This window comes from Rhodococcus sp. USK10, assembly GCF_019378875.1.
GTDB classification, from domain to species: domain Bacteria; phylum Actinomycetota; class Actinomycetes; order Mycobacteriales; family Mycobacteriaceae; genus Rhodococcus_F; species Rhodococcus_F pseudokoreensis.
On sequence record NZ_CP076047.1, the window covers coordinates 974880 to 1001404 of the forward strand.

Sequence of the window (26525 nt, forward strand, 5' to 3'; positions counted from 1 at the left end):
AGAGATCGAATAAGAAACGGACGTGAGTGCTCCGGTTCCGGGAAAATAACGAGTGAGGGAAATTCAAATGTCACGTGAATTGAAGTTCAACGTGTTCACTATGAACACGGTATCCCACGTAAATCAGGGAATTTGGCGTCACCCGGAGAACAAGACCGTCCTCCACAATGAGTTGGAGACCTGGATCGAGTTGGCCCAACTCGCGGAAAGAGGTCGCTTCGACGCGATATTCCTTGCAGATGGCGCAGGCCTTGGCGGCGACTTCGGGGGCTCATGGGACATCTACCCCGAGCGAGGGCTAATGTTCCCCATCGGTGATCCCCTGATGCTCGTTCCTGCAATGGTGCAGGCCACCGAGCATCTGGGATTCATCTACACAAGCGCGCCGATCCAGCACCCTCCGTATTCGTTCGCGCGATCGGCCGCGACGCTGGACCACCTGTCACGCGGGCGAATTGGGTGGAACATCGTCACAAACGCTTCTGCGAATGCCCACCGCAACGTGGGCCTGGACGGCCTTGTCGAGCATGACAAGCGTTACACGATCGCCGAAGAGTATCTCGAAGTCGTCTACAAACTGTGGGAGGGCTCCTGGGACGACGACGCGATCATCCGAGATGTGGCCAACGGCGTGTACGCGGACCCGTCGATGGTCCACAAGATCGACCATTCAGGCGAATTCTTCCGGTGCGAGGGACCGCTCCAGGTCGCTCCATCTCCGCAACGGACCCCGATGCTCTTCCAAGCTGGAGGCTCCGACGTCGGACGGAACTTCGGGGTCCGCCACGCCGAGGGAATTTTCGTCATGTCCGATACGCCGACAGACGCAGCGCGAGTCGTTCAGGACATGCGTGCCCGGGCCAGGGATGCCGGCAGGGCTCCCGAGACGCTGCAGTTCTTCCAGGGCCTGACCTTCGTGGTCGGCTCCACCATGAAGGAAGCCGAAGAAAAGGCTGCCGCCCTCGACGAATACCTCGATCCGGTCGCCGCAATGGCTTATCGGGGCGGATTCATGGGCATAGACTTCGCCACCGTCGATCCCGATACCCCGCTCAAAGAGCTGATCAAGGCAGCGGACGGAATCCAGGGTCCGTTGAAACTGTTCATCGACAAGCAGCCCGCCGGGGCAAACCCGACCGTCCGTGACCTGTCGGCATTCTTCGGTGCGAAGTACCGCGTCGTGGGTACACCAGAGTCAATCGCGGACGAGTTGAATGAATGGGCATCAGCTGGAATTGACGGGATCAACATGATCTCCATTGTCACGCCCGGCACCTACCGCGATTTCATCGATCACGTGGTACCTGTCCTGCAGGACCGTGGACTGATGAAGCGCGAATACGCGCCTGGGACTTTGCGTGAAAAACTCTTCGGTGGCGGACCTCGGCTCCCCGAATGGCACCCGGCGGCGCAGTACCGTACGACTAGTAAGGTTGCGGTCCAGTGATAGTAGAGCTGCCACTACGAGATCAGTAGGCATGGGCGAAGAGTGGGAACGATTCACGCGCACGCAGTTCCCTACCAGACGTCAAAGGGAATGCGAATAATCGGCCAGTACTGGGCCGATGCGGAACGCACACAGTTCGTGTCGATGAGACGATTTGCGACGATGACCGCAATCGTCTGCACGAGGCTGCCTACGGCAGTGACTACTGGAAAGTGAATATGCTTCCACAAATTCTCCGCACGGCGGTCAAGGGGAGTTCGCGGACCGAGAGACTCGTTCCGCTACCAGGCACTACCGCTTAGACGGAACGAAGTCCGCACTGACAGACGGGACTTCCGGTTGGTGTGCCGCATTCCCGTGCACACGCTCACAACAGAGACGGCGACGGAACCGTAATCAAAGCCTGCATTGACGAGCCGGGACTGTTGGCATATGCCGGCTCGACAGTGCGCGGCGCGTGGAGGCCGATCAATCCGGCGACGTCCCTCGGACAAGGAGTAAATTCTGATGATTCCCGCGTCACCGACGACCACAGCCGCACTCATCGACGGCGGCCCAATGTCGTCCTTTCAGCGTCGCCTCGTGGCACTCTGCCTCGCCATTGCGCTGCTCGATGGATTCGACGCCCTAACGATGGGGTATGTCGTCCCGTCGATTGCCGAGGACTGGGGCATTTCCGCAGGACTGCTGACGCCGGTCCTCACTGCAGGCCCACTGGGAATGATGTTCAGCACGGTCACGCTCGGAAGCGTCGCCGATCGTCGGGGGCGCCGCATCGTGATCATCTCCGGTGTCGCGGCCTTCGGCGTCTTCACCGGCGCACTCTCCTTCGCACCGAATGTCGAGACACTCAGCATCTTGCGGTTCCTCGCGGGAGTTGGCCTCGGCGCCGTTCTGCCCAGCCTGATTGCACTCACAGCCGAATACACCCCGATTCGCCGAAAGTCGATGGTTACCACTGCAGTAGCCGGCGCCGGCATCGGCGCGGGCGGGTTCATCGGCGGTATCTTGAGCAGCTTCCTTATCCCCGCATTCGGCTGGCAGTCCTTCTTCGCAGTAGGTGGCCTCGCGCCGCTTCTACTCGTTCCACTGCTGGTGAAGTTCCTACCCGAGTCCCTTGCGTTCCTCGCTGCCCAGCAACGCGAGTCGCAGGTCCGAAGTATCTTGGCGAAAATCAGTCCTTCGTACACCAATGCCGAGCTGAGGATGCCGGCCGTCGAACGCATCGAGAAACGTCCACTGCGTCACCTGTTCACTACGAACAGGGCGATGCTCACCATCCTGTTGTGGACCGGCTACTTCTGCCAGTACGTCATGCTCTTTGTACTCACCGGATGGATGCCGACGCTGCTCAGCGACGCCGGCATGGGTAGTTCCGCGTCCATTTGGGCGACCTCGCTGCTGACGTTGGGAAATATGCTCGGCGCGCTGTACCTGGGTGCCGTCATTGACCGTCGCAAACAGGACTTCCGTTTTGTCGCACTCGGATTCCCCGTAGGTGCGCTGACAATTCTCGCGCTGGTGTTCAGCCTGCCGACCACTGCTTTGGTGATTCCGCTCGCGTTCGTCCTCGGTTTCAGTGCGCTCGCCACCGCCCCAGGGTTGACTGCGTTGGCCGTCCAGCTCTACCCGACGCCTGCACGTGCGACTGGGCTGGCCTGGGGCCTGGCGGCGGGTAGGGCCGGTTCCCTTCTAGGTCCGCTGGCCGTCGGCATCCTGATCCAGCTGAACTTCGAATCATCGACGATCTTCGCGCTCGGTATCGTGCCAGCGATTCTCGCAGCAATCGCCGTCGCTCTCCTTGTGCGTCGAGCGAGCACAGAGATCCGGCGCCAAACCGGCGCGGGCAGTCGCACCGTCGATGGTCCTCCCCCTGCGGGGGAACGTAGTGAATCGGTTCTTCCGTGACGCTTCGACCTTTACGGGCTTCAGTCTCGAGCGGACAAACGGGGATTTGAGAGTCTTCGGCGCGCCTACCAGCATGAATCCCTTGGCCTCCTGACGTCTGGATGTTGCGAGGCATGAGGCAACGGAAGGAGCAAGGGCGTGAGAGAGTACGAAGGTGTTGTTCTGGCTGCCAGGAGTACGGGTGATCAGCGTGTCCAGGAAAGTGGACGGCACCCGGCTGATGGAGTTGATCACCCACGATGACACCGCGGCGGCGTGCCCATCGTGCGGACTCCCCGCCCGGGGAACCGTCGCCGACCTCTTCTCGACCTTCCGGCAAGGCTCGTGTGTCCACGAGACCGAAGGACATCCTCTACGGAGAAGATCGGTTACTGTTGCGGTGGAACAAAACACGTTGGAGTCGAGGACTACTGCACTCGCCGATCGTTCACCGAGGTGATTGAGCAAATCCCGGCCCGGGCCCGCGCCCACAGGGCGGCTTGTTCGGCCGGTTTCTTCGTCGGCCCGGGCGAGCTCCACGCCGACCACCTGCAGGAGTGGTTCGAGGCGGGAGCCGCCGAGGATGCCGCGGACGTCGGCCTTACGCCACTCTGGCATCGCCGACGCTGCGCGACGCCTACGACCAGGCCATGGGCAAGGTGCGCCGCCGGTTCACCCTCACCCCGGTTGGCAAGCCGATCGTCCCCGACACCGTCAGCTGGTTCGGCAGCGAGATGCTCAAAACCCGTGTTGCCCCATGGCTACTGTTCCCGCCACGAAGCCGCCGGGGCCTGCCCCTACGCCAACATCTGCGAGACCTGCGACAACTTCGTCACCGGACCCGAATTCCGCGGCGCGCTCGAGGCGCAACGCACCGACATCCAGACCCTCGAGGCCGACCCCCGCGCCCGCGGCTGGCCCGACGAAGCTGCTCGCCACCACCGCGTCGCAGACGCCCTGACCGACCACCTCCACCGACTCAACCGCTGACTCCAGACCACCAATCTGCGATTGACCCCCACGCGAAGGCCGGTTAAAGGAGCGCCTCAATAAAGAAATCCGCAGGAGAACCGATGTGGTCGGGATCTTTCCGGATCGTACCGCCCTGATCCGGCTCGTCGGTGCGGTCCTGGCCGAACAACACGACGAGTGGATCGAAGGGCGCCGCCCTCTCGGCCTGGACGTTCTGGCCCGCTCCCGCAATGACAAGCCCACCGACAGCACCGAGTCCACCGGGGAGGTGACACCGGCCTTGACTGCCCGACTCACCAACGAGGAGTCACGCGATGACCCTCGTACACCACCCCCATGGACTTGACCCGTCGGCGAGCGCACGTGGTGCCCGATGTGCGCTGCGGCCCACACCGCCCGCCGCACAGCCTGACCCACCGTCCCGCATCCCCGCCCCGGAACTCCAAAGGGGTTGCCGGGCTGTGAGGATGAACTCGAACATTGTCGACTGCACTGAAGGGAACTGGGTCTGATGGGGGAGCTGGCCGCCACGAGCAAGGTGTACGTGATGGTGTCGTACTGGTGGAGCCGCGGGGACAGCCTTGCCAATCACCAGCTCGGCCAGATCCTCACCCGCGCAGCAGGTGTGGACCAGGTGGATCTCACCGATCCGTAGTCGATCGACCGGGCGCTGCGGATCGCGGTCGCCGATCCTCCGGTGCTGGCCGAGCTGGACCAGTGGTGGCAGATGGTCGAAACCCGCAGGGCGGGCAACGGCACCCGCAACCCGGGTCTGGGCCTGGATCAGTCGATTCGGTACCTCACCGACCGGCTCGACGCCGACACCGTCACACCCCGGCTCGACGCCGACACCGTCACACCGGAGGCGCTCGGCGAATGCCGCCGGCAGGTCGCCGCCGTCGATCAGACCATCATCAGCGCGAAGAACCTCCCCGAACTCGCGCACCCGGACGCCGAGATGCTCGACCTCCTCGGCCGCTACCTGGAGGCACGTTCCCGAGTTCTCGCCCTCGCATGACCCCACCCGGGTGAGCCGACGCCAAGGCGCGAGCCACAGGGGTGGACCGGCGAACCGCCACCGGAGGAAGCGGCCTGCCAGCATTGCCATAATTGCGTGCATTGCCGGCGATGATGCACTGTCCGCCCTTGCCTCGACGCCACCCGCGGCAGGTCGGTGACTCGTGGGGACGTGTCATTTCCGCCGGTCACGCTGCATATTTGCCGCGGTGGTTCAGAGGTTCCAGAGTTGGAGCAGAGCGGTCCGCAGGCTGGCGGAGGCGATCCGGTGGTCGGCCCGGAGCCGGGGGCCCGGGTGTCCGAGGTCGGCGAGGGTCTGCTCGGCGTCCGGTACCGGGATGGGGGCGAGGTCCGCTCGGCTTCGCAGGAGGTGACCGACGGCGCCGCGGGCGTGGAGGATCGCGATCGCCTCGGAATCGACGACCGCTGGGGGGTAAATCCACGCACGCTGGCAATTCGAGATTTACCTCATCGACCGTCAAGACGGCCCTTTCACCCTTAGCGAATGCATGGGTGACGCCGTCGAAGTCAACCTTGACGGTCGAGTGAACATAATTATGCGACACTGACGCCGAAACTTCGGTATCTCTTCACCTTCTTCGGACTGACAAAGCGCGGCAGACAGGGACGTCACTTCGGAGCAGCAGCACTTCCACCACTGGACACCTGCATCAGTCGGCGGACTCCTGCAGGAGTCGAGCGACCAGATCCGGGTGCTCGAGATAGGGCAAGTGCCCACAAGCGGGGATCGTCGTGACTCGCGCGTGCCGAAGAGCGCGTGCGGCATCTTTGACGAGCTCAACGGGTGAAACGGGATCGTCAACACCCCAGATAACGTCAGCCGAGGTACTCACTGTATCGAGTCGGTCGGCCACGCGGCTTTCCCGTACTGCGCTCGGGGTCGCGAGCTCGGAGAACAGGCGACTGCGGCTTTCGATGACGGCGCTCCGCGCTGCGGCCTGAGCGAGCGCGTGGATGATCACATCCTGGTCCTCCACTTCTTGCCCCGCAACGTAACCCAGCAACGCATCCCGGGCGGCATCCACGCTCTTTTGATCTGGACGCGAAGCGCCCTCTCGGCGGTGCTTCTCAAGCGTCTCAAGGACTTGCGTCTCAGATGCGAAACTAGTTGCACTCCCGAACACGGTCAGGTGTTGAATCGACTGGGGTCGCTCGAGGCACATGAGCAGGGCTAGATGTCCACCGAGGGAACTGCCCGCTAATGCGAAGTGGTCTAGCCCCATCGCGTCGGCGAAGGCAAGGAGATGCTCGGTCATGGCACGGTGCGGCGCGGTTCCCGGGCTCTCTGGGTACCGCGTTTCACCATGGCCCAATAGGTCCGGAGCGTACACCGTGTAGTCCGCGTGCAGCCGTCTCATCAGTGGAAGCCACGTCTCCGCCACAAGGCCGCCCGCGTGTACGAGAAGGAGCGACTGCTCCCCCGTGCCTGCTTTCACGTAGCGAGTCCGGACTCCTCCCGCATCCACCGAGCCGTACTGCAGCCCTGGAATGGTCATCGCTCCTCCTGGTTGACGCCTGAACCCATGCGCTCCCGCAAAGATGGAAATGGTGAGATTGATTCGACCGTGGTCACGGTTTCCTCTCGGTCAGGTAGTTTATCGAGGCCGCCGGCTGGTGATCGTGCGAGTGCGCCTCCGGGCTCAGCCGGTGGCGCAGGGAAGAGTGACCATGGAGCGCTCCCCCACCGGGATGTGTACGACTGCTGAGGCATCCTGTGAAGGACGCGAGGGCTCCAGTCCCATGGTGGTTGATGTACTCACCGGAGAGGTTGGGTACGCGGGTGGCGGGTTGTTGGCCGCCGAGTGCGGTGTGGCCGCGGTGGTGATTGTAGGTGTGCAGCCATAGCGGGAACTCGTCGCAGCGTTCGCGGTCGCTGGTGTAGAGGCGGGTAGGCCCATTCGTCGGCCAGGGTGCGGTGGAAGCGTTCGGTTTTGCCGTTGGTTTGGGGTCGGTAGGGGCGGGTTCGGCGATGCTTGATCTCGCCTAGTGCGTCTCGGAACGCGTGATCGGTAGCAGGAACCGTTGTCGGTCAACACTTTTTCAACAGTGATGCCGTTCTCGGTGAACCATGCGTTGGCGCGTAGCCAGAACGTAGCGGCGGTGGCTTTGCGTTCGTCGTCCAACAGTTCGGAGTAGGCCAACCGTGAGTGTGCGTCGATCGCGGTGTGCAGGAAGTGGTAGCCGCGGGCCGGACGGTAGTACTTGTCGAGCTCACCGCTGCTTTTGTCGTCTCGGGCATTGCGGCTGCCTGCCGAGCCTTCTCGCTGACGCTTAACGTGAGGGAGGCGGTTTCAAACTCTAAGTGCGTGGACTCTCGCCAGCGCGCTTCGGGTGGGGCGACTCCACGCACCTTCGCCAATCACTAATAATCTCACCCAGAGTTGTTCCAGATTGCATAGTGCGCGGCTGTCCATGCACCCGAAGCGTATGGGTTGCCGCTGCGACGGAGTGGCTTACTGGCCGTACATTTCCCAGGACAAGGGCTGATCCATGACTTTGGGGTGCTTCCGCTCGAAGAAGGTGCGAGTCTCTCTCATGTGCTCGCTCATGGCATCCCGTGCGCGATCACTGTCCCCGTCCTCGATTGCTTCACAAATCTGGTCGTGGATAGTCGCAACGTGCTTGCGCGAGGCCTGGCTGTATACGACTCCCAATCGTGCGCCGTCGATGATCCAGTCGAGGGAGTTGAGGAAATAGGAGATCAGCGAATTCTGAGCCCCTTCGGCAATCAATTCGTGGAATCTGTGGTTCTCGTAGAGAAATGCGTCTTCGTCGGAGATGTTCGCGCGCATGGCGTCGACTGATTGGCGGAGTCCGTCGACCACTCGATCGTCGCCGTTCTGTGCGCAGAGGGCCGCGGCGATGGGCTCCATGTATTCACGGGTCTCTAGTACGGACCGAAACGGTGTGTCCGAGAATTGCATCAATAGGGCAAGTGTGCTCGCCAGGTGACGTGAATCCGGAAGTCCGACGGCAGGTCCGCCTCCACGGCCGGGACGGATGACAATCACGCCCTGTTGTTCCAGCACGCGCAGAGCTTCCCGAAGGGTACTTCGTCCCACCCCGAAGGACTCATACATGTCCGACTCGATGGGCAGCGGGTCGCCAGGCTTCATGCCCTGTTCTTGAATCATCCGCACGATGCGCTGGGCAATCATCTCGGCACGCTTCGGGGGCATTCCGGGAGGACGGGTCAACGGGGTGACGTCCCGGAAGAGTGGCAGAATCTGGGTGACAGTCTCGCCGGAGGCGGTCGGACGACCGGTGCGTCCGCGACTATCGGCCGTAGTCGACCCGGCCGCCTTTTTACCTGGCATATGTTCATCATACATTCGCGCCGAAGCTCCGTGTATATCCCGGTCGCCGAGTCCCGGGCAGGATCCAAGCACCAACCGCCGGGCGGCATCTTGTACGCAGCAGCTCCGCCTGCTCGGTGAGCAGCGTCCGGGGGTTGACCGGATGCAATGCCCCCTGTAAAACATATTTATGTTATGTAATTAATGTTGGGTCGGTCGCGAGCCGGCAGTGCGAGCGGATGCTCGAGGCCGGCATTAGCGCTCCGCCGGAATCGGTGATCAAACGACACATCTTGCTGGCGTATTCGAAAGGAGTCGGCATGCGAAGCTATCGGCCGCATCCGCCACAATCAGGCCGGGACTGGGACGTCGATGACGTCAAGGTGCTGCAGCCGGCGCTTCTCACGGGGACCCACGCTGTGGTGACAGGTGCCGGAAGCGGCATCGGGCAGGGAATCTGCGTGCGTCTGGCCGAACTCGGTGCCACCGTGACCGGGATCGGTCGTACCGCCTCCTCTCTGCGGCGGACAGCGGAGCTGGCCCAACACACGCAGGGAACCTTTCGGTGGTCCACAGCCGATGTTCGAGACTGCACGCAGATCCGGTCTGTCATCACCGACATGTCGGACGAACTCGGCATGGATCTTCTTGTCAACAACGCTGGCGGACAGTTTTACGCTGCGGCGGACGAGATTTCCGACAACGGTTTCAGATCAGTGGTGGATCTGAATCTCAATGCGGTCTTCACCGTCATCTCGGAAGCAAAACAGTTTCTCGCCCGACGGGGAGGCTGCATCGTCAATATCTCCTTGTCCGGGGTCGAGCGGGGGAGTGTGGGGCTTGCGCACTCCCTGGCAGCCCGCGCAGGCGTGGTGGCAATGACGAAGACCCTCGCGCTCGAGTGGGCTCACCTGGGCATCCGCGCGAATTGCGTGGCTCCGGGAGTGGTGATTTCGGACTCGCTGCCCGACTCGATAGCGGCATCTCTGCGTGATCACGTGGTCCCTGAATCGGTACCGGCTGGTCGGCCCACGCCGATCGAGGACGTTGCCGAACTCGTTGCTTTCCTCGCAACACCGGCGGGGCGCATGATCACCGGTCAACTCTTACAGATCGATGGGGCTGCCCACCTCGGACGCGGTCTCCACATGGTAGATGATTGGCCACCGAGGCAGGGGAATCGCGAATGAACCGAGACGCCGACATCCTTGCCTTCGCCGTCAAGTGGCGGCATTGGGATGGGGGGAGTCCTTCCGACATCTTTGTCGAATTCGGAATCGCACCGGACGAATACTTCAGACGGCTTGCCCGCCTACTCACCAGTGTCAATGCGCGCAAGTTGGCATTCGATGTGCGAGAGGACCTGCGACGCGTGTGTCGGGCGCGCCTACCGCAGCGCACGTCCGTGCCGGCGCTATAGGTGAGGAGAGGCCCTTCCCCTCTCCCATGACTGGCTGTGCCGAGATGGAGCTTCGGCACAGCCAGTCGGCCTTCGTCACCTCATGATGTCGAGTACTCCCGGCATCGGTCGTCCATCGATGATCAAACCCCATGCGTCATCTCGTCCGGCGTCGACCGCGGTCCGGGTGAGCAGCTGGTCCCACTGCCCGACGGATCCGAATTCTGATCGCCATGCGAGCACAGGCTTGGTGTATCGGTGTAGTGCGTGCTCATGTGTCGTGCCGATCGCGCCGTGGACCTGATGGGCGTTGCGGACGACCACCGAGGCTGCGTGACCGGCACAGGACTTTGCGACCGCAACGCCGAACGCAGCGCCCGGCGCGTCCCATCCTTCGCGTTCGACTCGGGCAACTGCGGCATCTGCGGCGGCGCGGGCGAGAGCGGTCTCGGTGGCGATGCCGGTGATCAGTCGTTGTACGGCCTGAAACTTCGATAGCGGTCGGCCGAATTGGACGCGGCTGGACACATGCTCGATGGACAGTTCGACGATGCGTTCCATTGCTCCGCAGACTTGCAGGACGCGGGCGAGAGCACCCCGCAGAAGGAAGATCTCTGCGACACGGTACGAGACGGAAGTCCAGTCCGCGTCGTCGAAGTTGATGGACACTAGGTCCCGCGGCTCGCCGACGATGTTCTGCCGCGGCGTGACGGAGGCCTGGCACTTTGGAATGTCCGACACCATCCACGCTGAATCGGTGCGACGAAGGGCGACGAGAAATTCGGCGTCACGTGCCCATGGCACCAGGCTGCTTTCCTCCTGCTCGGTCGTCAGGAAGGCTGTCCGCAGACGTCCGTCCACCGGAAGGCCAGCCGTTTCGAGAAGCCAGCCGGCCAGCAGATCGTGCTCCACGACGGGAACGGAAACAGCCGCCGATGCCGCCGCCCCGAGCAGCGCCGAGGCGGCATACCAGTCCGCGCCGCTCCCACCATGGGTTTCGCTTCCTGTCAGACGTGTAAGGCCGAGGTTGTTCAATACTTCCCACAACTTGGGGTCAAATGCTGCTTCCTCACCTGGAAGTGGAAGCGCAGTTCGATGTGTGGTGAAGACCGATTCCATCATCTCGACGAGATCCGGATCGACCATCGTTTGTGTGTTCATTTCAGCGCAGTCCTAGCTCTCGTGCCACAACACCCTCGAGGATTTCATTTGTGCCGCCGCGCAGGGTGAAGCCCGGTCGTTGGAGAATTGCCTGGTCGATGAGCTCGGCGAAGTGCCCGGCGTCGCAAGCGTGGGCGTCGCGGTCCGCGAGCACATCTACATAGTCCGCGATGTCGCCTTCGGTCGCGGTGCCGAGAAGTTTGACCGCGGCGGCGGCGCTGTCTGCGCGCTCACCGCGGTGCAGGGCCCCAGCAACGGAGGACGACATGTGGTGCAACCCCGCGATTCGGGCAGTCAGGCGGCCGATGTCACCGTTGCTGCGCAGTCGTTCGGCGGCGACCTGATCCAAGGTTTCGGCGAGCAACGCGAAAGTTGAGAGAAATCGCTCGGGACCGCTGCGTTCGTAGGCGAGTTCAGAGGTTACCTGTAGCCAACCGTCCCCGATGGTGCCAAGGACCATGTCGTCGGGCACGAACACCTCCTCGAGAACCACCTCGTTGAAGTGATGGCTTCCCGTCATGGAGATGATGGGTCTGATCTCGACCCCAGGTGACCGTAGCTCGACGATGAACTGGCTGAGTCCGGCATGCCGGACGGCAGGGTCCTTGGGCGCTGTGCGGGCGAGGGCGATGAACGCATCGGCGTGATGGGCTCCGGAGGTCCACACCTTGGTCCCGGTGATCGCCCAGCCACCCTCCACCCGAACGGCTTTCGTGCGAACACTCGCCAAGTCCGACCCTGAATCGGGTTCACTCATGCCGATGCCGAAGAAGCACTCGCCTCGGGTGATCGCCGGGAGGAAACGCTGCTTCTGCTGTTCGGTTCCGAATTTCAACAATGACGGAGCGATCTGCCGGTCCGCGATCCAATGCGCCGCGACCGGTGCGCCCGCGGCCAAGAGTTCCTCCGTCACAGCGAACCGTTCCAGGTGGGAACGCCCATGGCCGCCGTACGTGGTGGGAATGGTCATGCCGATCCACCCACGCGCAGCCAGCAGGGTTGAGAATGCAGGATCCCAACCTGTCAACCATGTGTCGATGCCGGGTGTGAACACTGCACTGTCGAGGCAGTCGCGGAGAAAACCGCGCACCTCGCCGCGAAGCGCGGCGTGGTCCTGCGGATCGTCCAGCGCGGGTGGGACCAGTCGGATTCTGCTCACGGGAAGCTCCTTTGAAGGCATGCCGGAGACCAGCAGTGCCGGCTCGGTAATGTCGGTTCGCTCACGAGTGGCTCCCGACCGAGAGGGCGGACAGGTCGGCGATCGACGGCGCGGGGTCGCACTGTTTCCGTATCTCTTCGATAGCGGCAGGGGAGTGGGCGATTTCGGTCAGGGTCTTGGGGACACTCAAGGCATTCTCCTTCGCTGTGGGCGCCGGCCGCCGAAGCCGGGACCGTTTTCTCGGGGGCAGGCGAATTGGGTCTGGCGTCAGCACCACGTGACGTTTAATATGGCAAATATAATCAGGTTAATATGGACTGGCAAGAGCGCGTCCCTGAATCGGTCTCACTGAGCAGGATCGCGCCGAGTGTTCAGCACCGAAAGGAATGGGATCAATGGACCTCAAGCTTCGCGGAAAGGTCGCGATCGTCACGGGTGCAAGCCGTGGACTAGGGAGAGCAGCGGCCGAGGCGCTGGTCGAGGAAGGTGCGTCCGTACTGCTGGTGGCACGCTCGCGGGAGGCTTTGGAGGAACTGCACGCGCGATACCCCGACCGCACGGCGGTGCGGACGTGCGACATGCGAGACATGGACGCGGTCGCCGCGCTCGCCGATGCCGCGGTCGAAGCGTTCGGACGTTTGGACATTGTGGTCAACAACGCCGGCGTCGCGCCGGCAGGACGATTCGACGAGCAACCTCAGAAGCTCTGGGACGAGGTCTTCGATGTCAACGTCCGGGCGCCCGCCGTGCTGACACGCGCAGCAGCGCAGTATCTCCTGCCCCAAAATTCGGGCAAGATCATCAACATTGCAAGCACATCCGGCCTCAAAGGCAAGCCCACCCTGGTCGCCTACTCGTCCTCGAAGGGCGCGGTCCTGCAGTTCACGGAGGCGCTGGCAGGCGAATGGGCAAAACGGGGCGTCCAGGTCAACGCCATCGCGCCCGGCGCATTCACCACCGAACTTCAAAGCGCGGTGACCGAATCACCGGAGATCCTTGCTCGACGACTGAAGAAAATTCCGGCGGGACGAATGGGCGATCCTGCAGAGGTCGGGCCGCTCGTAGCCTACTTGGCCTCCCCCCTGTCCGACTTCGTGACCGGTTCCGTCGCCGTCATCGACGGCGGCGAAGTCAGCCGACTCTGAAAGGTGCTGCAATGATCATCGACGCCCACACCCACATGTGGCCGGACGCTGTCGCCAAACGCGCGCTGGCCGGTTCGGTACCGGATCTCGAACGCCGCGGAGACGGCACGGCGAACGGTCTCAAGGAATCGATGGCCGCAGCAGGGATCGACCGCTCGGTCTGCCTTGCCGTCGCGAACGACGGTGCAGCCGTTGACAAAGCCAACAAGTTTTCCGGATCGCTCGATCCCGACTACTTCATCGGATTCGGGTCCGTTCACCCCGAATTGTCGGTGGAAGAAAACGTCGACAGCCTTCGCCGGCACGGTCTGAAGGGAGTAAAAATTCATCCCTTCTTCCAGAAGTACGCTCTCGACGACCCGCGCATGGATAAATTGTTCGATGCGATGCAGGGTGAGTTCGCGGTCATTATTCACATCGGTTCCATCTCTACCGCGAGCTCGGAGGGGGTCTGTAGTCCGGCGATGCTGGCAGAACTGGTCCGCAAATTCCCCAAGCTCGACGTCATCGCCTGCCACTTCGGTGGCTACCGGCAGTTTCAGGCGGCGATCGACACGGTCGTCGGGTTGCCGGTCTATCTCGACACCTCATGGCCACCGAGTCTTGCAGAGCTCAACCCCCCAGACGTACGGAAAGTAATCGAGTCACACGGTCCCGAGCGGATCATCTTCGCCTCGGACTGGCCCATGGCGGATCAGAGCCGGGAGATTCAGGCGATCCGTCATTTGGGTCTACCCGAGACCGACGTCGACAACATCCTTGGTCTTAACTTGGCGCGGTTGTTGAATATCCGAACCGATCGCCCCTAGGTGTACCCGGCCAGGACGTTGGTAGCGGGCGTGTCGGTTTGACGTGTCGGCTTGAACTGAAGAGAACCTCCGGTTGAGGTGTGGCTTGTCTATGGCCCACGACCAACCGGAGGTTCTCGTGCCCCACAGTAATGCCCGAACCACGTTTCACGGCAGGGTGTTGATCGTCGATCGGTACCGCGAAGGCTGGCCGAAGCCCACATCGCGGCGGCGATGGGCATTTCCCGCAAGTGCGTGAGCAGGGGGATCTGCCGATACGAGACCGCCGGCGACGCCGGCCCGAACCAGCGCCGAGACCGAGCAGAAGGTGGTCGAACTTCGAAGGGCCGAATGACGCGGTCAGGACTGGACCGGTCCCGAACTGGGTTTCGCTGCCCGCACAGTCGGCCGGATCATGCGTCATCACGAGATGCCGTACCTGTCCGAGTGCGATCCGATGACCGGGGAGGTCATCAAGGACTCGAAGACCACTGCAATTCGCTACGAACGCGACCGGCCCGGCGAACTGGTGCACATGGACGCCCGCACTGTCGGCCGGATTCTCGATGGTGGCGGGTGGTGTGGTCACGGATGCGCCGACACCGTCCGTGACCGCACCACACACCTGGGGTTCGACTACAAAAGTCTCGTCAAGTGGTCTGGCCCCTTTGATCGGCATGAATTGCGGCCCCACTGGTGGGGCCGTGGATCGGGAAAGACGGTGCCCCACTCAGAAAGCGGCAGATTCGAGGGGATCCCGATACTCACCCCCTCCTCCCGCTCGGTGATGATCGGGAAGAGCATTTCCGCTTCGCGGGGGTCGATTTGGACGTAACCGAGTTCGTCGAGCAGCAACAGATCCTGGCGCCCATAGCGGGCGACGATGCGGGAGAGGATCCGTTCGTCGGCGGCCTCGACGAGTTCGTTGACCAGTTGGGCGCAGGTGATGCAGCGGACTCTGCGGCCTTGTTCACAGGCGGCCAGGCCGAGCCCGAGAAACAGGTGTGATTTGCCGGCGCCAAAATCCCCGAGCAGCACGGCCGGTTCTCTGGCGTCGATGTAGCCGCCGGCCGCGAAGTGCCCAAGGCAGCACACCGATCAGCCGTCTGCAACCAACCTGATGACTGAGTACAGCTTGACAAGACTGATTCCATATCAGGGCGTGTCTCCCTTATCGCCAGTGAGGCTCGCGGCATGCCGGGTCTGGCGAAGTCGATGGGATCGCGGTATCGGGCGCTGATGGAGGAACAGTGGGATTTGAGCGTGCGAGCAGCCGACGTTCAAGCGCTGTACCAACGCACGTTCGCATCGGAGTCGGTCACCAGCATCGTCCATTGCATCGGACGAACTCTCGCTTCGACACTCGTGGGGATGTGGTCGCTAGTCGGTGGTCTTCTGTGCTCGCTAGGTGGCGGACAACGCTGCCCCCTGCGCCCACGTCAGCCACTGCCCACCGTGCCAACGAGGTGGGGAGAGCGGTGCCCGCCGCCGGGGACCGCGTGATGTGGCTAGCCTGCGTAGCGCTCCTCGAGGAAGGCACGCAGGTCATTGAGGGTGTCCCCCTGATGGTGTGCCCCATTCTGTTGTAGACCGGTGCGGTCAGGCTCGAGTGCCGGGGCAACCACCCCCTGGTATGTTCCACCAGGTACGGGGCGATGACGTGGTCGGCGCTGCCCAGCGACCAGAACATCGGCGGCCTGCGCTGGGCCAGCACGGCGTCGCCGTCGACCTCGCCCGGGTCGACGAAGCCGGAGAGGTTCGCGACGAAGTCGATCCGGTCAGGCTCCTGGCGCAGCACCTGGGTCGCGATCGCCGCGCCCTGGGAGAACCCTGCAAGACCGACACCGTTGAACTGCCCGTCCACGGTGTCGAGCCAGGCGCGCACGGCCTCGGCGGCGCGGTTGACGCCCGCCTCGCGCAGGCGGTCCACCGTCTCGGTCTGCTCGTGGCCCGCGGCGGCGAGCTGGACACCGTGGGAGAACCACTCGTAGCCGGTCCGGTTTCGGCCCGGAGCCCGGAGGGAGGCGACGACGGCGTGGGCCGGCAGGTACGGCGTGAGGCCGAAGAGGTCCTGCTCGTGGGAGCCGAAGCCGTGCAGCAGCACCAGCAACGGCCGTCCGGCCCGCTCGGCGGGGGGGACGGACCACAGGATGGCGTCGGGGTCGATGGTCAGCGGTGGATTGTCGATATTGCGCGAGGTCGCCCCCACCGTGCGCACGCCCCGATCCGGGAGCTGCGCGGCCAGCTCGCGACCAGGCCCAGGGTTCGCCCCCGTGACCGGGGCGAAGGAGTTCTCGATTTCCATGACGACTTCCTTAATCTTTGAGGGGCCACGGGTCGGTGGCTGTCTCAACGGTAAAATGTAACGTCGACGTCAGGTTCAAGGAGATGAGGTGAAGTTCACATGACCGCAGGCATCACGATCGGTCGGCTCGCGGCGCAAACGGGGACGACGCCACGAGTGCTGCGCTACTACGAGGAGCAGGGACTGCTGCAGCCGGAGCGCACCGCAGGCGGGCAGCGACGGTATGCCACCGACGCCGTCGAACGGATCCGATTGTTCCGCGCCTTGATCGACGCCGGCCTCGGCACACGGACCATCAAGGAGTTACTGCCCTGCATGGAGACGAAAACCGTCTCCGCGGAGACCGTCGCGATCTTGCGACGGGAACTCGAACGCATTCGAGGCCACGCACTGGGACTCCAGAGGACTGGCGACCGGCTGGAGGAGATCCTCGAGTCCGTGACCTGACGGCTCACGAGGCAGTCGAGCTCGTTCGGCTGAGCTGGGCCCAACCGCATCAGTACGCCGACTTTGATATCGAGTTCGTGGTCTACAGCCCGAGGGATAGAGATGAGCTTGCGGCGATCGTCTCGGTGATCGAAGAGAGTCTGAGGGTTCGCTCGGTCTGGTCGGCCGTAAACCCGCGCGAGTTGACCGATGCTCGCGGCGGCGAGCGGTTTGAGCCAGATGGTGATGGTCGCGCAGGATGCCGCCGCGGTAGTTAGCGCGAGCTTGTCGTAGCGGGTCGCCAGGCAGGCATGACGTGCTTGAACATCGGGGAGTCCCCGCCCTGGCCGGGTCCGAGCAGCATCACCAACGGACGCATGTTGCCGTCGCACAGGTGGTGGATCTTCGTGCTCAGCCCGCCCCGGGACCGCCCGATGGCATGATCAAGCGGCTCATCGCCCAGTTTCATGTAGTCCGATGCCCCCAGATCCCTCGGCAGGTTCGTGGCGTGCTTATGGGCACCGTTGACCGTGGAGTCGACCGAGAGCTCCCAGTCGATCGGGCCGGCCGCGTCGGCCCAGCGAGTAGGGCGGTGAGGATCTTGTCCCACGTCCCGTCGCCGCTGAAACGGCGGTGCCGCCAACACCGTCTGCCACGGTCCGAGCACTCGGGCAGGTCCCGCCACGCGATGCCTGCCCGGTAGCGGTAGATGACCGCCTCCGGGGTGGCCCGCTCCCACCGGCGCCGCAGATCCACAACGGGATGGCCTCCGCTGCGGTGGCCGAGGAGGTCAACCACGTTGGCACGCACAGCGTGGCGGACCCGTCCGGCGTCCCTGTCCGCCCTCGCAGCAGCCGCTGCATCCCGTCCGGGCTCCCCTGACCGGCACGGTCGGCTAACGTCCACCCGTTCTTGCGCTCTAGACCCGCAACCCGACCAGCGACGTACTCACGCACCCGGACCGCGGCTCGACAGCGCGAACCGGCCGGACACGCTCGTCTGCAAGTCTGCTTCGCCGGCGGTCTTGTGTCGCGTTTACCTGCTCACGCACGGGTGGGGCATTACACTCCCGCTACTCAATCCCGCGCCCGGGGACAACCAGGCGTTGTGGGACCTAGCCGAAACCAAGTTTATTCACTGAGCGGGTGGGTGTCCTCGTCCGCCACCGCCCGCGCGGAAGGGGGACGGCTTGCTTCGGCGGAAATGGTGTCGGTTCAGATCATCTTGTCTTGATCTGAACCTGGCGTCGTTGTCACTTCCGCCCGTCAGTCGAGGGCCTCACCATCCGCCGGTGTCCAGATTCACGGGGAGTGAACTGGACACCGGGTCGGTCCTTCACAAGCGCAGATCTTGCTCTCGGCTGAACCGAGGTTGGGGGCAGACCTGTTATGTCGGCGCCGTTTCGAAATCAGCGGTCGACGAGCATCTGATCCTCGGGTGGCTGCCTAAGCGCTGAGCATTCGGAAGCAGGCGATCGTGCGAAGGTGAGCCTGACGTCGTTTAGGTGTAGAGCGCGACTTCCTCGCCCTCGACGTCCACTTTGTAGACACGGGCACGGAGCTTGAGTTTGGGCGCGACGACTGATTTACCGTCCGACAGGTTGAATTCGAAGCCGTGCCAGGGGCACCGCACGATTTCGCCCTCGCGGCCCCATTCGTAGACGTGTGGCGCGCTTTCGAGCATCATGCCGGTGGGGGGGAGTGTGCATAGTGGGGCGCCCTTGTGGGGGCAGGCGTTGCGCATCGCATGGAAGGTGCCGCTGACGTTGAAAACTGCGATCTCTTCGCCGTCGATGTCGACGACGTGGCGGGTGTCGTCGGGAAATTCGTCCAACTTGCCGATTACGTGGCGTGTCATTGTGGTGCTCCAGTTGTGCTGTGAGACCGTTCCTGTGGTGGGGAATGGTGGCTGGGGTGGGTCAAATTCGTTCGATCAACGTGGCGGTGCCGAGGCCTCCGCCGCAGCACATCGTGACGAGGCCGAGGCGGGTGTCGGTGTTTTCCAACCGGTTGACGATCGTGGTGAGGAGTCGGGCGCCGGTGGTCCCGAGTGGGTGCCCGATCGCGATGGCGCCGCCCCAGGAGTTGACGCGGTCCATGTCGGGCTGGAATTCGCGCTGCCAGGCGAGCACGACCGAGGCGAATGCTTCGTTGATCTCGATGGCGTCGATGTCGAGGATGCTCAGATTGTTGCGTTCGAGGATGCGTGTGGTCGCCGGGATCGGGCCGGTGAGCATGTCAACGGGGTCGACCCCGAGGACCACCTGGTCCACCACCCGGGCACGCGGCCGGAGTCCGTGTTCCTGCGCGAAATGAGCGCTGGCGAGCAGGATAGCGGCTGCGCCGTCGGAAATTTGGGAAGAATTTCCGGCTGTCACTTTTCCATCGTCGGCGAAGACCGGTTTCAGCGCTGCCAGCGACTCGGCTGTCGAATCGGCGCGGATGCCTTGATCGGTGTCCACTTTCGTGCCGTTGACATCGATGGGGTGGATTTCCCGAGCCAGGTGCCCGTCCCGGGCGGCGGCCGCGGCACGGTGGTGGGAGAGCACGGCGAACTCGTCCATTTCAGCGCGGCTGATCCCATAGCGGTCGGCCAGTCGCTCGGCCGCCACGCCCTGGGAAACAAGGGGGTACCGGGAGCGTAGTTCGTCGGTGAACGCCTGACCCCACTGCTCCTGCGAACCCTGGTGTACACGGAAACCGTTGCGTCCCATGTGCTCGATGCCGGCGGCGATCACCGCGCGATCGATGCCGGCGGTGATGGACGACGCCGCGTAGTGTGCCGCCTGCTGGCTCGAGCCGCACCGGATGTCCACCGTCGTGGCGCCTGTGGTCGCCGGGAGACCTTTCTGCAACCATGCGGTACGGGCAATGCCGGAGGACTGCTCGGCGATCTGGTTGGCGCACCCGGTGATCACGTTGTCGACGGCAGCCGGGTCGATGCCCGCCCGTTGTAAGACACCCTCATAGCACTGCCCCAACAGGTCGGCGGGGTGAACGTCCCGGAGAACTCCCTTTTCGGCGTGACCACGGCCGACTGGAGACCGGACCGCGTCGATGATGACGGCTTGACGTGCCGCGTTGTTGCTCATCGTCGAGTCCCTTCCTGGGTCGTCGCGTCGCTGGCCGCATCGGCTGTGAGTACGGTGCTCACGAGTGTCTTGGAGATACCGAGTCGGAGAATTTCCGAGGAACCCTCGTAGATCCGCATGGGGCGGGCCTGGCGGTAGAGCCGCTCGAGCTTGGAGTCGCGCACCAGTCCGAAGCGGCCGGAGATTTGCACCGCACGGTCGGTGACGCGGCCCGCTGTCTCGCTGGCGACGAGTTTCGCCATGGAACTGAAGTGCAGAGATGCCGCTGGGTCGACCCGGGCCATGTCGGCGGCCTTGTAGGTCAGCAGACGGGCCGCTTCGAGTTCGGCCCACGATGCACCGAGCATGTCGGCGACCGCGCCGAGCTTGGCCAGCGGGCGCCCGAACTGAACGCGCGTGCCTGCGTGTCGTGCAGCCTCGTCCAGGGCGGCCTGGGCGAGCCCGACCGATGCACCCGCAACCGAGACGCGGAACACTGCCAGGGTGGCGAGGACATGCTCGAGTCCCTTGCCGATTTCGCCGATGCGGTTGCCCTCATAGACCTCGACGTTGTCGAAGGTGAGTTCGGCCAGGATGTGGGGAGCGATGATCTCCGGGGTGGGGGTGATCGTCAGGCCGGGTGATTCCGCCGGGACGAGGAACAAGCTCAGGCCGTCGTCCTCCCGGGCCAGCACGCAGTAGAAGCCGGCCGCGCCGCCGTTGGAGATGAAGGATTTGTTGCCGTTCAGCACCAGGCGTTCACCGTCCCGGCGCACCTCGGTGACGATGTTTTTCAGGTCCGAGCCGGCGTCCTGCTCGGTCAGCCCGAGTCCGGCGAGGACCTCGCCGGAAGCGACCTTGGGCAGCCACTCGTCCCGGAGCTTGTCGCTCCCGGCCCGCGCCAGTCCGAAGCTGCCGATGCCCTGCAGGGCGAAGAGCGAGTCCAGGTGCGCCGAGGTCCCCATGAGGACCTCCCGCACGATGCACACCGCGAGCGGGTCGACAGTCTCGAACCGCCCGCCCCAGCGGGCCGGCACGGTCAGTGTCCACAAGCCGCTGTCGGCCAGCACCTTCCGCATGCCCTCGTGCGCGGTGCTCATCGCGTCGGCCTCGACGGCGAACGGTTCGGCCGCGGCCGCCGCAACAACCGCTTCATCGCGAATAGCGAGGTACTTCTGATCCAGTTCGAAAGCCATTAGTTTTCCTTGTCTACCCGGGCGTTGTCGGCTCCGGATCCGGGCCGTTCGGGATGCGCCCATTGCTGCGCCATGCGTTTCACAGGTCCAACTTGAGGCATTTGCTCTTGGCACGTGAGACGCAGACCATCATGCATTCGCCGCTCTCGCGTTCGCTCTCGGTGAGCACCACGTCGTGATGCTCCGGAGTGCCCTCGAGCACGACCACCTCACAGGTTCCACAGGTGCCCTCCGAGCAGGACGAATCGACGTAGATATCGGCCTCGGTCAGCACTTCGAGGATGGTCTTGTCGGGCGGCACCGTCAGCGTCATGCCGGACTGGGCCAGTTCGACCTCGATCGGACGGGCGTGCGTCAGGTCCGGCAGATCGGCGCGGAACCTTTCCACATGCAACGCTCCTGCAGGCCAGGTCGATTCGCAGTGATTCTCGATCGCGGCGAGCAGCGGTTCGGGGCCGCAGCAGTAGACCGCGGTCCCGAGCGCGGGATCGGCCAGCTCGGTCGCCAGATCGAGTAGCCCATGGGTGTCCTGCGGGTGAATACGCACCTTGTCGCCGTAGCGGGCGAGATCCTTTCGGAAGGCCATCGATTCGAGCGAACGGCCGCCGTAGAGAAGGGTCCAGGGGGTGCCGGATGCTTCCGCCGCGGCGATCATGGGCAGGATCGGGGTGATGCCGATTCCGCCGGCCACGAACTTGTAGGTACCTGCGGGCTCGAGGGGGAAGTTGTTCCTCGGCCCCCGGCTCTTGACGCTCGTTCCTGCGGGCAGGTTGTCGTGGATGTAGTCGGATCCGCCTCGGCTGCTCGGTTCGCGAAGCACCGCGACGGTCCACGTCTGCCGATCGCCCGGATCGCCGCACAAGGAATACTGTCGGGACATCCCGTTTTCGAGGTTCATCTCGACGTGTGCGCCGGGCGACCATACCGGAAGAAGTGCACCGTCATTCGCCCGAAGATCCAACGCCACGATGTCCGGCGTCAGCATCCGCCGGTCGTGCACGACGAGGTCGAGGTCGACTTCGGTGTCGTTTGTCGTCAGCATGACATTCATGGCCGTGGTATCCCACTCAGTTGAGGCGGTCACCGTAGAACTCCCGCGGATTGTCGAACATGATCCGGCGCTGGAGGTCCTCCGGCAGACCGGCAAGGGCGTTGGTGGGGTCGTTGTAGTTCCAGTGCGGGTAGTCGGAACTGAACATCAGAACCTTCTCCGCGTTGATCATGTCCATCAGCGCAAGCAGATGCTGCTTCTTCGGCGGCTCGACGAACGGCTGCGTGGTGAACCGCATGTTCTCGTTGAGATAGTCGCTCGGGTGCCGCTTGACCCAGGGGATCTCGTCGCGCAGTCCGTACCAGTCGGCGTCCAGCTTCCAGGACAGTTCCGCGATCCAGGCGATGCCGCCTTCGGCGATGACGATCTTCAGCTGCGGGAAGCGCTCGAACACACCGTGGCACAGCAGGCTCGCGGTGTTCGCCTGATGGATCTGACCGAGCAGGGCGTGCCATTCGATGTAGTACGTCGGGGTGCCGGCCATCCTGGGGGCGCGAGCGTAGACGTTCTCGGTACCACTGGGGTGCACGCAGATGGGGAGCCCGTGGCGCTGGGCGGCCTCGTAGATCGGGTAGTAGTGCTTCTCGCCCATCAGGATGTCGTGCAGCGGCATGAAGATCTCGACGATTCCGGGGCGATCGGCCATCCGGTCGATCTCCTTGACGGCGAGTTCGGGGTCCTGGGGGGCGATGACGAGGCCACCGCGGTACCGCTTGTCGAACTGGAGCCAGCGTTCACACATCCAGTCGTTGTATGCCGAGGCGATGGTGGCGGCGACCTGCGGATCGGGCATCGCTCCAATACCCAGCAGATGTCCGGACAACAGAATCGCCCGATCGATACCGGCTCCGTCGAGAAGCTGGGTGGCGGTGAATGCGGGGTCGGTCGCCGGGGACATGCCGGGGCGGGAGGTATCGCCACGCATGCCACCGGAGGAGTTGATGTACAGGTAATCCAGGGGCAGGTGGAACTGCGATGCCACCGTGTGGCCGCCGCCCAATCCGCTGCCGATGCGGTTCTGCCATGCCTTGCTCATGTAGGGCACCAGAGTTGCGAGCCCGTTCTCCATGTAGGGGTGGACGTCGGAGTCGATGATCGTCAACGACTGCTTCTTCTCGGTGGACTGAGCGGCTGCATACGCGGTGGTCATGGGTGCTTTCCTCGATTCAACGAAGGGACCTAAAATATTGCTATGTTATGTACCATACAGACAGTCGAGCGAGTTGTCGAGATCTGGGTCACACGCCCGAAAAGCTCTGGTCAATCCCCTGAACCGCAGATCGACAACAGTGGTCTGGCGCGGAGCCCGAAGACCAGCAAGTACCTCCTGCTCACCTGACCGGCGGCACCGCAGCGGCACAAAGAAGTTGTCCAGCAGACGTCGCCGGCACGGACTGTCCTCGAACTCGGCGGGAAGAGGACAGCAATCCCTGCCGACGATCCGGACGCCGAAAGATGCTCGCGACCCTCGTATCGGCGACTGCGGGCGGGTAGGCGCAACACTGCCACGGGCCCTGTTCTCCGCGGACGCTACGGGGGCGTCATGGCTCCGACTTCCGAATCCACACCGCTGCACACGAAAAGCCCGCATCCCACCTAGATGGGGAGATACGGGCTTTGCGTCCGGAAGAACATCAGAGGCCGTACATTTCCCACGTAACGACTTGCCGCATGACATTCGGGTACTTCGTCTCAAAGTACGCCGCCGACTCGGCCACGTGGCGTCGCATCGCCTCCGCCGCCTCGGCAGGTTGTCCCGCCTCAACCGTTCGGCAGATCAGATCGTGCACCGCGAGCACCGAGCGGCGAGCTTTTCTGGTGTACTGCACGCCCAGCGGCGCGCCGTCGAGAACCCAATCGAGGGAGTTGGAAATGTAGGTGATCAACGGATTGTTGGCGCCGGTGGCCACGAGGGTGTGGAAGTGGTGATTCTCCTGCAGGAAGGTGGCCTCGTCGTCGATGTCGGCCGCCATGTTGGCCACCGACTCCTGCAGGGCGAGGACCGTCTGCTCGCTCCGGTGCACCGCGCACAGCGATGCGGCGATGGGCTCGATGTATCCCCGGAGCTCGATGACGGAGCGGAATGTGGTCTCCGAGAACTGCATCAGCAATGCCATGGTGCTTGCGAGGTGGCGGGAATTTGGTGTGGCCACGATCGGCCCGCCGCCCCGCCCGGGACGAATCTCGACCACCCCGAGAAGCTCGAGGATGCGCAGCCCCTCCCGCAGGGTGCTCCGGCCGACATTGTGGGCGGCGCACATGTCGGTTTCCGTGGCCAGGGGTTCACCGGGACGAAGTCCGCGAGCCCGGATGTCCTTGACGATCCGCTGGGCGATCACCTCGGCGCGTTTCGGCGGCATCCGCGGCTCATAGGTCTGTGGTGTCACGTCGTTCAGGGTGATGCCTATGCTAGTGCCATTCGCTTCCAGCATCCGATGCTCCTTGGGCCTTGTATCACTGGTGTAGCTGCAGGGCACGGGACCGTCCCCGCAGATGCAACATGAGTTCGGCCACGCCGCCGCTCAGGTCGTCAAGCTCTGTCCGGGGATGCGCTCGTCTGTAGCTTGCCGGGACTGTCATCGACCGGACCAGATCGGCTTCCGCTTCTCGGCGAAAGCAGTCGCGCCTTCGCGTGCGTCGGCGGAGTGACGAATCGGGTCGACGATGGCTTCTTGACGCTCGAACGCCTCATCGGTGGCCCAGCTGCCGGACTCGATGATCACCTTCTTCGACGCCTGCACGGCCAGGGGGCCGTTGCGACCGATTTCCTCGGCGAGATCAATGGCCGTATCGAGCGCACCGCCGGGCGCAGCGATTCTGTTGACGAGGCCCTGTTCGGCGCACCATCGAGCGGTCAGACGCCGTCCGGTCAGGGCCGCCTCCATGGCAAGGTGGTACGGGATGCGCGAGGGCAGTCGCAACAGCCCGCCGCCGGCGGCGGTAAGTCCGCGCTGCACCTCGGGGAGCCCGAACACCGCGTCCTCGGCGGCCACGATGAGATCGCACGACAACGCGATCTCGAACCCTCCGCCCACGGCAGCTCCCTCGACAGCGGCGATGAGCGGCGTTATCGGTGGCATGCGGACCAGGCCGAATGGTCCCCGCTTGTCGTCGACGGGACGTTCGCCCGTCGCGCGGAAAGCCTTGAGGTCCATTCCCGCCGAGAAATGTCCGCCCGCGCCGGTCAGCACGATGACGCGGCAGTTCGGGTCGTCGTCGAGTGCGTCGAGGGCGCCGCTGATCGCCCTAGCGGTGGCCAGGTCGACGGCGTTACGGGCCGCCGGCCGGTTGATCGTGAGGACGACGACCCCGTCCATCGGGCTATCGATCGCCAGTGATGCGGGCGCCTCGGTGGTGCTCATCGCGGTGCCATCCGAATCGCGCCGTCGAGGCGGATGGTTTCACCGTTGATCATGGAGTTCTCCATGATGTGGACGGCGAGTTCGCCGAATTCCGCCGGATCACCGAGACGGCTGGGGTGCGGCACCGACTGTCCGAGCTTGTCGCGCACGTTCTCCGGCAGCCGTGCGAGCAGAGGGGTGTCGAAGATACCGGGTGCGATCGTCGCGACGCGGATCTGATGAGTGGCGAGGTCTCGTGCGGCGACGATCGTCATACCGACCACGCCTGCCTTCGACGAAGCGTAGGGAATCTGCCCCACCTGGCCCTCCCAGGCCGCAACCGATGCCGTCATCACAATCGCGCCGCGATCCCCGTCGAGGGGTTCGTTGCTCACCATCCGGGCGGCACTGAGGCGCAGCACATTATAGGAGCCGATGAGGTTGGTCTGGATCACTCCCGCGTAGTTCTCGAGCGGGTTGGGTTGCCCTTCCTTGTCCAGGATGCGCATCGTATGACTCCGTCCGGCGCAGTGCACCACCGCACGCAGGGGGCCGTGGGATTGCGCGGCGTCAAGGGCGGCCGACACCGTTTCCTCGTCGGTGACGTCGCCGGCTGCGAAGCTGGCGCTGCCACCGAAGCTCGCGGCCACCGCCTCTCCGGCGGACGTGGGTAAGTCCAGGAGCGTCACGTGCGCGCCCCGTTTGGCCAGTGCGCGCGCGCTGGCCAATCCCAGGCCCGATGCCCCTCCCGTGACCAGCGCGGATGTTCCATCCAGATTCATACGATTCTCCTCCGTCTCGAAGCCCCGGTCGCCCCTGTTTGGCAGAAGCACCGGGTTAACGT

At 63.8% G+C, this 26525-nt stretch carries 26 protein-coding genes and 3 pseudogenes; 11 read left to right on the plus strand and 18 right to left on the minus strand.

The window, feature by feature from the left end; translation table 11 throughout:
• The first annotated feature begins 67 nt into the window (after positions 1–67).
• From I1A62_RS05065 to I1A62_RS45945, 6 genes and pseudogenes are all read left to right on the plus strand, one after another.
• Positions 68–1447 (plus strand): NtaA/DmoA family FMN-dependent monooxygenase, encoded by a 1380-nt coding sequence (locus tag I1A62_RS05065; RefSeq protein WP_219454544.1) that lies wholly within the window; start codon positions 68–70, stop codon positions 1445–1447.
• Positions 1448–2029: 582 nt separating this feature from the next.
• On the plus strand, positions 2030–3355 hold the full coding sequence (locus I1A62_RS05070) for an MFS transporter (RefSeq protein ID WP_219454546.1): 1326 nt from the start codon (positions 2030–2032) through the stop codon (positions 3353–3355).
• Between the two features lie 581 nt (positions 3356–3936).
• Positions 3937–4324 (plus strand): annotated as a pseudogene (locus I1A62_RS46825) (integrase); the annotation flags it as partial.
• A gap of 49 nt (positions 4325–4373) precedes the next feature.
• Positions 4374–4652: pseudogene (locus I1A62_RS05080) on the plus strand (transposase); the annotation flags it as partial.
• A gap of 165 nt (positions 4653–4817) precedes the next feature.
• Positions 4818–4961 carry a hypothetical protein gene (locus I1A62_RS45940; protein ID WP_257890455.1) on the plus strand — a complete coding sequence of 48 codons (144 nt, stop codon included), beginning with the start codon at positions 4818–4820 and terminating at the stop codon, positions 4959–4961.
• A gap of 42 nt (positions 4962–5003) precedes the next feature.
• Complete coding sequence (locus I1A62_RS45945; protein ID WP_257890456.1) at positions 5004–5324, plus strand: hypothetical protein; 321 nt, start codon at positions 5004–5006, stop codon at positions 5322–5324.
• Positions 5325–5537: 213 nt separating this feature from the next.
• Here the strand turns inward: I1A62_RS45945 and I1A62_RS45950 are convergent.
• From I1A62_RS45950 to I1A62_RS05100, 4 genes and pseudogenes are all read right to left on the minus strand, one after another.
• Positions 5538–5765, minus strand: a pseudogene (locus tag I1A62_RS45950) (phosphatidylserine/phosphatidylglycerophosphate/cardiolipin synthase family protein); the annotation flags it as partial.
• Between the two features lie 229 nt (positions 5766–5994).
• Positions 5995–6840, minus strand: a complete 846-nt coding sequence (locus I1A62_RS05090; protein WP_219454548.1) for an alpha/beta fold hydrolase — start codon at positions 6838–6840, stop codon at positions 5995–5997.
• A 260-nt stretch (positions 6841–7100) separates the two neighbouring features.
• Entirely contained in the window at positions 7101–7322 is a 222-nt protein-coding gene (locus tag I1A62_RS47075; RefSeq protein ID WP_374710699.1) for an integrase core domain-containing protein, read from the minus strand.
• Between the two features lie 475 nt (positions 7323–7797).
• The gene (locus tag I1A62_RS05100; RefSeq protein WP_219454550.1) at positions 7798–8661 is read right to left on the minus strand and encodes a FadR/GntR family transcriptional regulator; all 864 of its coding nucleotides are present in this window, start codon (positions 8659–8661) and stop codon (positions 7798–7800) included.
• A 218-nt stretch (positions 8662–8879) separates the two neighbouring features.
• Here I1A62_RS05100 and I1A62_RS05105 point away from each other — a divergent pair, with 218 nt between their 5' ends.
• Together I1A62_RS05105 and I1A62_RS05110 are read left to right on the plus strand one after the other, a co-directional pair.
• Positions 8880–9830 carry an SDR family NAD(P)-dependent oxidoreductase gene (locus I1A62_RS05105; protein ID WP_257890457.1) on the plus strand — a complete coding sequence of 317 codons (951 nt, stop codon included), beginning with the start codon at positions 8880–8882 and terminating at the stop codon, positions 9828–9830.
• Positions 9827–10060 (plus strand): DUF3263 domain-containing protein, encoded by a 234-nt coding sequence (locus I1A62_RS05110; protein ID WP_219454551.1) that lies wholly within the window; start codon positions 9827–9829, stop codon positions 10058–10060. Before I1A62_RS05105 ends, I1A62_RS05110 begins: the two co-directional genes overlap by 4 nt.
• A gap of 75 nt (positions 10061–10135) precedes the next feature.
• Here the strand turns inward: I1A62_RS05110 and I1A62_RS05115 are convergent, their stop codons facing one another.
• The 3 genes from I1A62_RS05115 to I1A62_RS45955 form a co-directional block, all read right to left on the minus strand.
• Positions 10136–11200, minus strand: coding sequence for an acyl-CoA dehydrogenase family protein (locus tag I1A62_RS05115; protein ID WP_219454553.1), 1065 nt, complete (start codon positions 11198–11200; stop codon positions 10136–10138).
• Between the two features lies 1 nt (position 11201).
• Complete coding sequence (locus tag I1A62_RS05120) at positions 11202–12359, minus strand: acyl-CoA dehydrogenase family protein (protein ID WP_257890458.1); 1158 nt, start codon at positions 12357–12359, stop codon at positions 11202–11204.
• A 61-nt stretch (positions 12360–12420) separates the two neighbouring features.
• Entirely contained in the window at positions 12421–12549 is a 129-nt protein-coding gene (locus I1A62_RS45955; protein WP_257890459.1) for a hypothetical protein, read from the minus strand.
• 205 nt (positions 12550–12754) lie between these two features.
• On the opposite strand from I1A62_RS45955, the gene I1A62_RS05125 reads away from it, so the two are divergent.
• Both I1A62_RS05125 and I1A62_RS05130 read left to right on the plus strand, forming a co-directional pair.
• Positions 12755–13504 (plus strand): SDR family NAD(P)-dependent oxidoreductase, encoded by a 750-nt coding sequence (locus I1A62_RS05125; RefSeq protein WP_219454557.1) that lies wholly within the window; start codon positions 12755–12757, stop codon positions 13502–13504.
• A gap of 11 nt (positions 13505–13515) precedes the next feature.
• Positions 13516–14313: an amidohydrolase family protein gene (locus tag I1A62_RS05130; protein ID WP_219454559.1), complete on the plus strand. Its 798-nt coding sequence runs from the start codon at positions 13516–13518 to the stop codon at positions 14311–14313.
• Between the two features lie 615 nt (positions 14314–14928).
• Here the strand turns inward: I1A62_RS05130 and I1A62_RS05135 are convergent.
• Both I1A62_RS05135 and I1A62_RS05140 read right to left on the minus strand, forming a co-directional pair.
• Complete coding sequence (locus I1A62_RS05135) at positions 14929–15387, minus strand: ATP-binding protein (RefSeq protein WP_374710681.1); 459 nt, start codon at positions 15385–15387, stop codon at positions 14929–14931.
• A 223-nt stretch (positions 15388–15610) separates the two neighbouring features.
• Positions 15611–16597, minus strand: coding sequence for an alpha/beta hydrolase (locus I1A62_RS05140; protein ID WP_257890460.1), 987 nt, complete (start codon positions 16595–16597; stop codon positions 15611–15613).
• A 99-nt stretch (positions 16598–16696) separates the two neighbouring features.
• Here I1A62_RS05140 and I1A62_RS05145 point away from each other — a divergent pair, with 99 nt between their 5' ends.
• Positions 16697–17044, plus strand: a complete 348-nt coding sequence (locus I1A62_RS05145) for a MerR family transcriptional regulator (RefSeq protein ID WP_257890461.1) — start codon at positions 16697–16699, stop codon at positions 17042–17044.
• A gap of 253 nt (positions 17045–17297) precedes the next feature.
• Here the strand turns inward: I1A62_RS05145 and I1A62_RS47080 are convergent, their stop codons facing one another.
• The 9 genes from I1A62_RS47080 to I1A62_RS05195 all read right to left on the minus strand — a co-directional run bounded on the left by I1A62_RS47080 (position 17298) and on the right by I1A62_RS05195 (position 26463).
• On the minus strand, positions 17298–17633 hold the full coding sequence (locus I1A62_RS47080; RefSeq protein ID WP_374710682.1) for a hypothetical protein: 336 nt from the start codon (positions 17631–17633) through the stop codon (positions 17298–17300).
• An 890-nt stretch (positions 17634–18523) separates the two neighbouring features.
• Positions 18524–18880, minus strand: a complete 357-nt coding sequence (locus tag I1A62_RS05160) for a Rieske (2Fe-2S) protein (RefSeq protein WP_219454560.1) — start codon at positions 18878–18880, stop codon at positions 18524–18526.
• 61 nt (positions 18881–18941) lie between these two features.
• Entirely contained in the window at positions 18942–20114 is a 1173-nt protein-coding gene (locus I1A62_RS05165) for a thiolase family protein (protein WP_219454562.1), read from the minus strand.
• Positions 20111–21289, minus strand: a complete 1179-nt coding sequence (locus tag I1A62_RS05170) for an acyl-CoA dehydrogenase family protein (protein WP_219454564.1) — start codon at positions 21287–21289, stop codon at positions 20111–20113. Before I1A62_RS05170 ends, I1A62_RS05165 begins: the two co-directional genes overlap by 4 nt.
• 79 nt (positions 21290–21368) lie before the next feature.
• Positions 21369–22331, minus strand: a complete 963-nt coding sequence (locus tag I1A62_RS05175; RefSeq protein ID WP_219454565.1) for a PDR/VanB family oxidoreductase — start codon at positions 22329–22331, stop codon at positions 21369–21371.
• 25 nt (positions 22332–22356) lie between these two features.
• Positions 22357–23490 (minus strand): amidohydrolase family protein, encoded by a 1134-nt coding sequence (locus I1A62_RS05180; protein WP_219454567.1) that lies wholly within the window; start codon positions 23488–23490, stop codon positions 22357–22359.
• 484 nt (positions 23491–23974) lie between these two features.
• Positions 23975–24817 carry a FadR/GntR family transcriptional regulator gene (locus tag I1A62_RS05185; protein ID WP_219454569.1) on the minus strand — a complete coding sequence of 281 codons (843 nt, stop codon included), beginning with the start codon at positions 24815–24817 and terminating at the stop codon, positions 23975–23977.
• 99 nt (positions 24818–24916) lie between these two features.
• On the minus strand, positions 24917–25702 hold the full coding sequence (locus I1A62_RS05190) for a crotonase/enoyl-CoA hydratase family protein (protein ID WP_219454571.1): 786 nt from the start codon (positions 25700–25702) through the stop codon (positions 24917–24919).
• Entirely contained in the window at positions 25699–26463 is a 765-nt protein-coding gene (locus I1A62_RS05195) for an SDR family NAD(P)-dependent oxidoreductase (RefSeq protein ID WP_219454573.1), read from the minus strand. Before I1A62_RS05195 ends, I1A62_RS05190 begins: the two co-directional genes overlap by 4 nt.
• Positions 26464–26525: the final 62 nt, after the last annotated feature.

Excerpts from the sequence above, each read along its gene's own strand:
- I1A62_RS05065 (WP_219454544.1), top strand. The coding sequence starts at position 68 with ATGTCACGTGAATTGAAGTTCAACGTGTTCACTATGAACACGGTATCC.
- I1A62_RS45940 (WP_257890455.1), top strand. The coding sequence starts at position 4,818 with ATGGGGGAGCTGGCCGCCACGAGCAAGGTGTACGTGATGGTGTCGTAC.
- I1A62_RS05090 (WP_219454548.1), bottom strand. The coding sequence starts at position 6,840 with ATGACCATTCCAGGGCTGCAGTACGGCTCGGTGGATGCGGGAGGAGTC.
- I1A62_RS05100 (WP_219454550.1), bottom strand. The coding sequence starts at position 8,661 with ATGCCAGGTAAAAAGGCGGCCGGGTCGACTACGGCCGATAGTCGCGGA.
- I1A62_RS05105 (WP_257890457.1), top strand. The coding sequence starts at position 8,880 with ATGCTCGAGGCCGGCATTAGCGCTCCGCCGGAATCGGTGATCAAACGA.
- I1A62_RS05110 (WP_219454551.1), top strand. The coding sequence starts at position 9,827 with ATGAACCGAGACGCCGACATCCTTGCCTTCGCCGTCAAGTGGCGGCAT.
- I1A62_RS05115 (WP_219454553.1), bottom strand. The coding sequence starts at position 11,200 with ATGAACACACAAACGATGGTCGATCCGGATCTCGTCGAGATGATGGAA.
- I1A62_RS05125 (WP_219454557.1), top strand. The coding sequence starts at position 12,755 with ATGGACCTCAAGCTTCGCGGAAAGGTCGCGATCGTCACGGGTGCAAGC.
- I1A62_RS05130 (WP_219454559.1), top strand. The coding sequence starts at position 13,516 with ATGATCATCGACGCCCACACCCACATGTGGCCGGACGCTGTCGCCAAA.
- I1A62_RS05140 (WP_257890460.1), bottom strand. The coding sequence starts at position 16,597 with ATGGAAATCGAGAACTCCTTCGCCCCGGTCACGGGGGCGAACCCTGGG.
- I1A62_RS05145 (WP_257890461.1), top strand. The coding sequence starts at position 16,697 with ATGACCGCAGGCATCACGATCGGTCGGCTCGCGGCGCAAACGGGGACG.
- I1A62_RS05160 (WP_219454560.1), bottom strand. The coding sequence starts at position 18,880 with ATGACACGCCACGTAATCGGCAAGTTGGACGAATTTCCCGACGACACC.
- I1A62_RS05165 (WP_219454562.1), bottom strand. The coding sequence starts at position 20,114 with ATGAGCAACAACGCGGCACGTCAAGCCGTCATCATCGACGCGGTCCGG.
- I1A62_RS05170 (WP_219454564.1), bottom strand. The coding sequence starts at position 21,289 with ATGGCTTTCGAACTGGATCAGAAGTACCTCGCTATTCGCGATGAAGCG.
- I1A62_RS05175 (WP_219454565.1), bottom strand. The coding sequence starts at position 22,331 with ATGCTGACGACAAACGACACCGAAGTCGACCTCGACCTCGTCGTGCAC.
- I1A62_RS05180 (WP_219454567.1), bottom strand. The coding sequence starts at position 23,490 with ATGACCACCGCGTATGCAGCCGCTCAGTCCACCGAGAAGAAGCAGTCG.
- I1A62_RS05190 (WP_219454571.1), bottom strand. The coding sequence starts at position 25,702 with ATGAGCACCACCGAGGCGCCCGCATCACTGGCGATCGATAGCCCGATG.
- I1A62_RS05195 (WP_219454573.1), bottom strand. The coding sequence starts at position 26,463 with ATGAATCTGGATGGAACATCCGCGCTGGTCACGGGAGGGGCATCGGGC.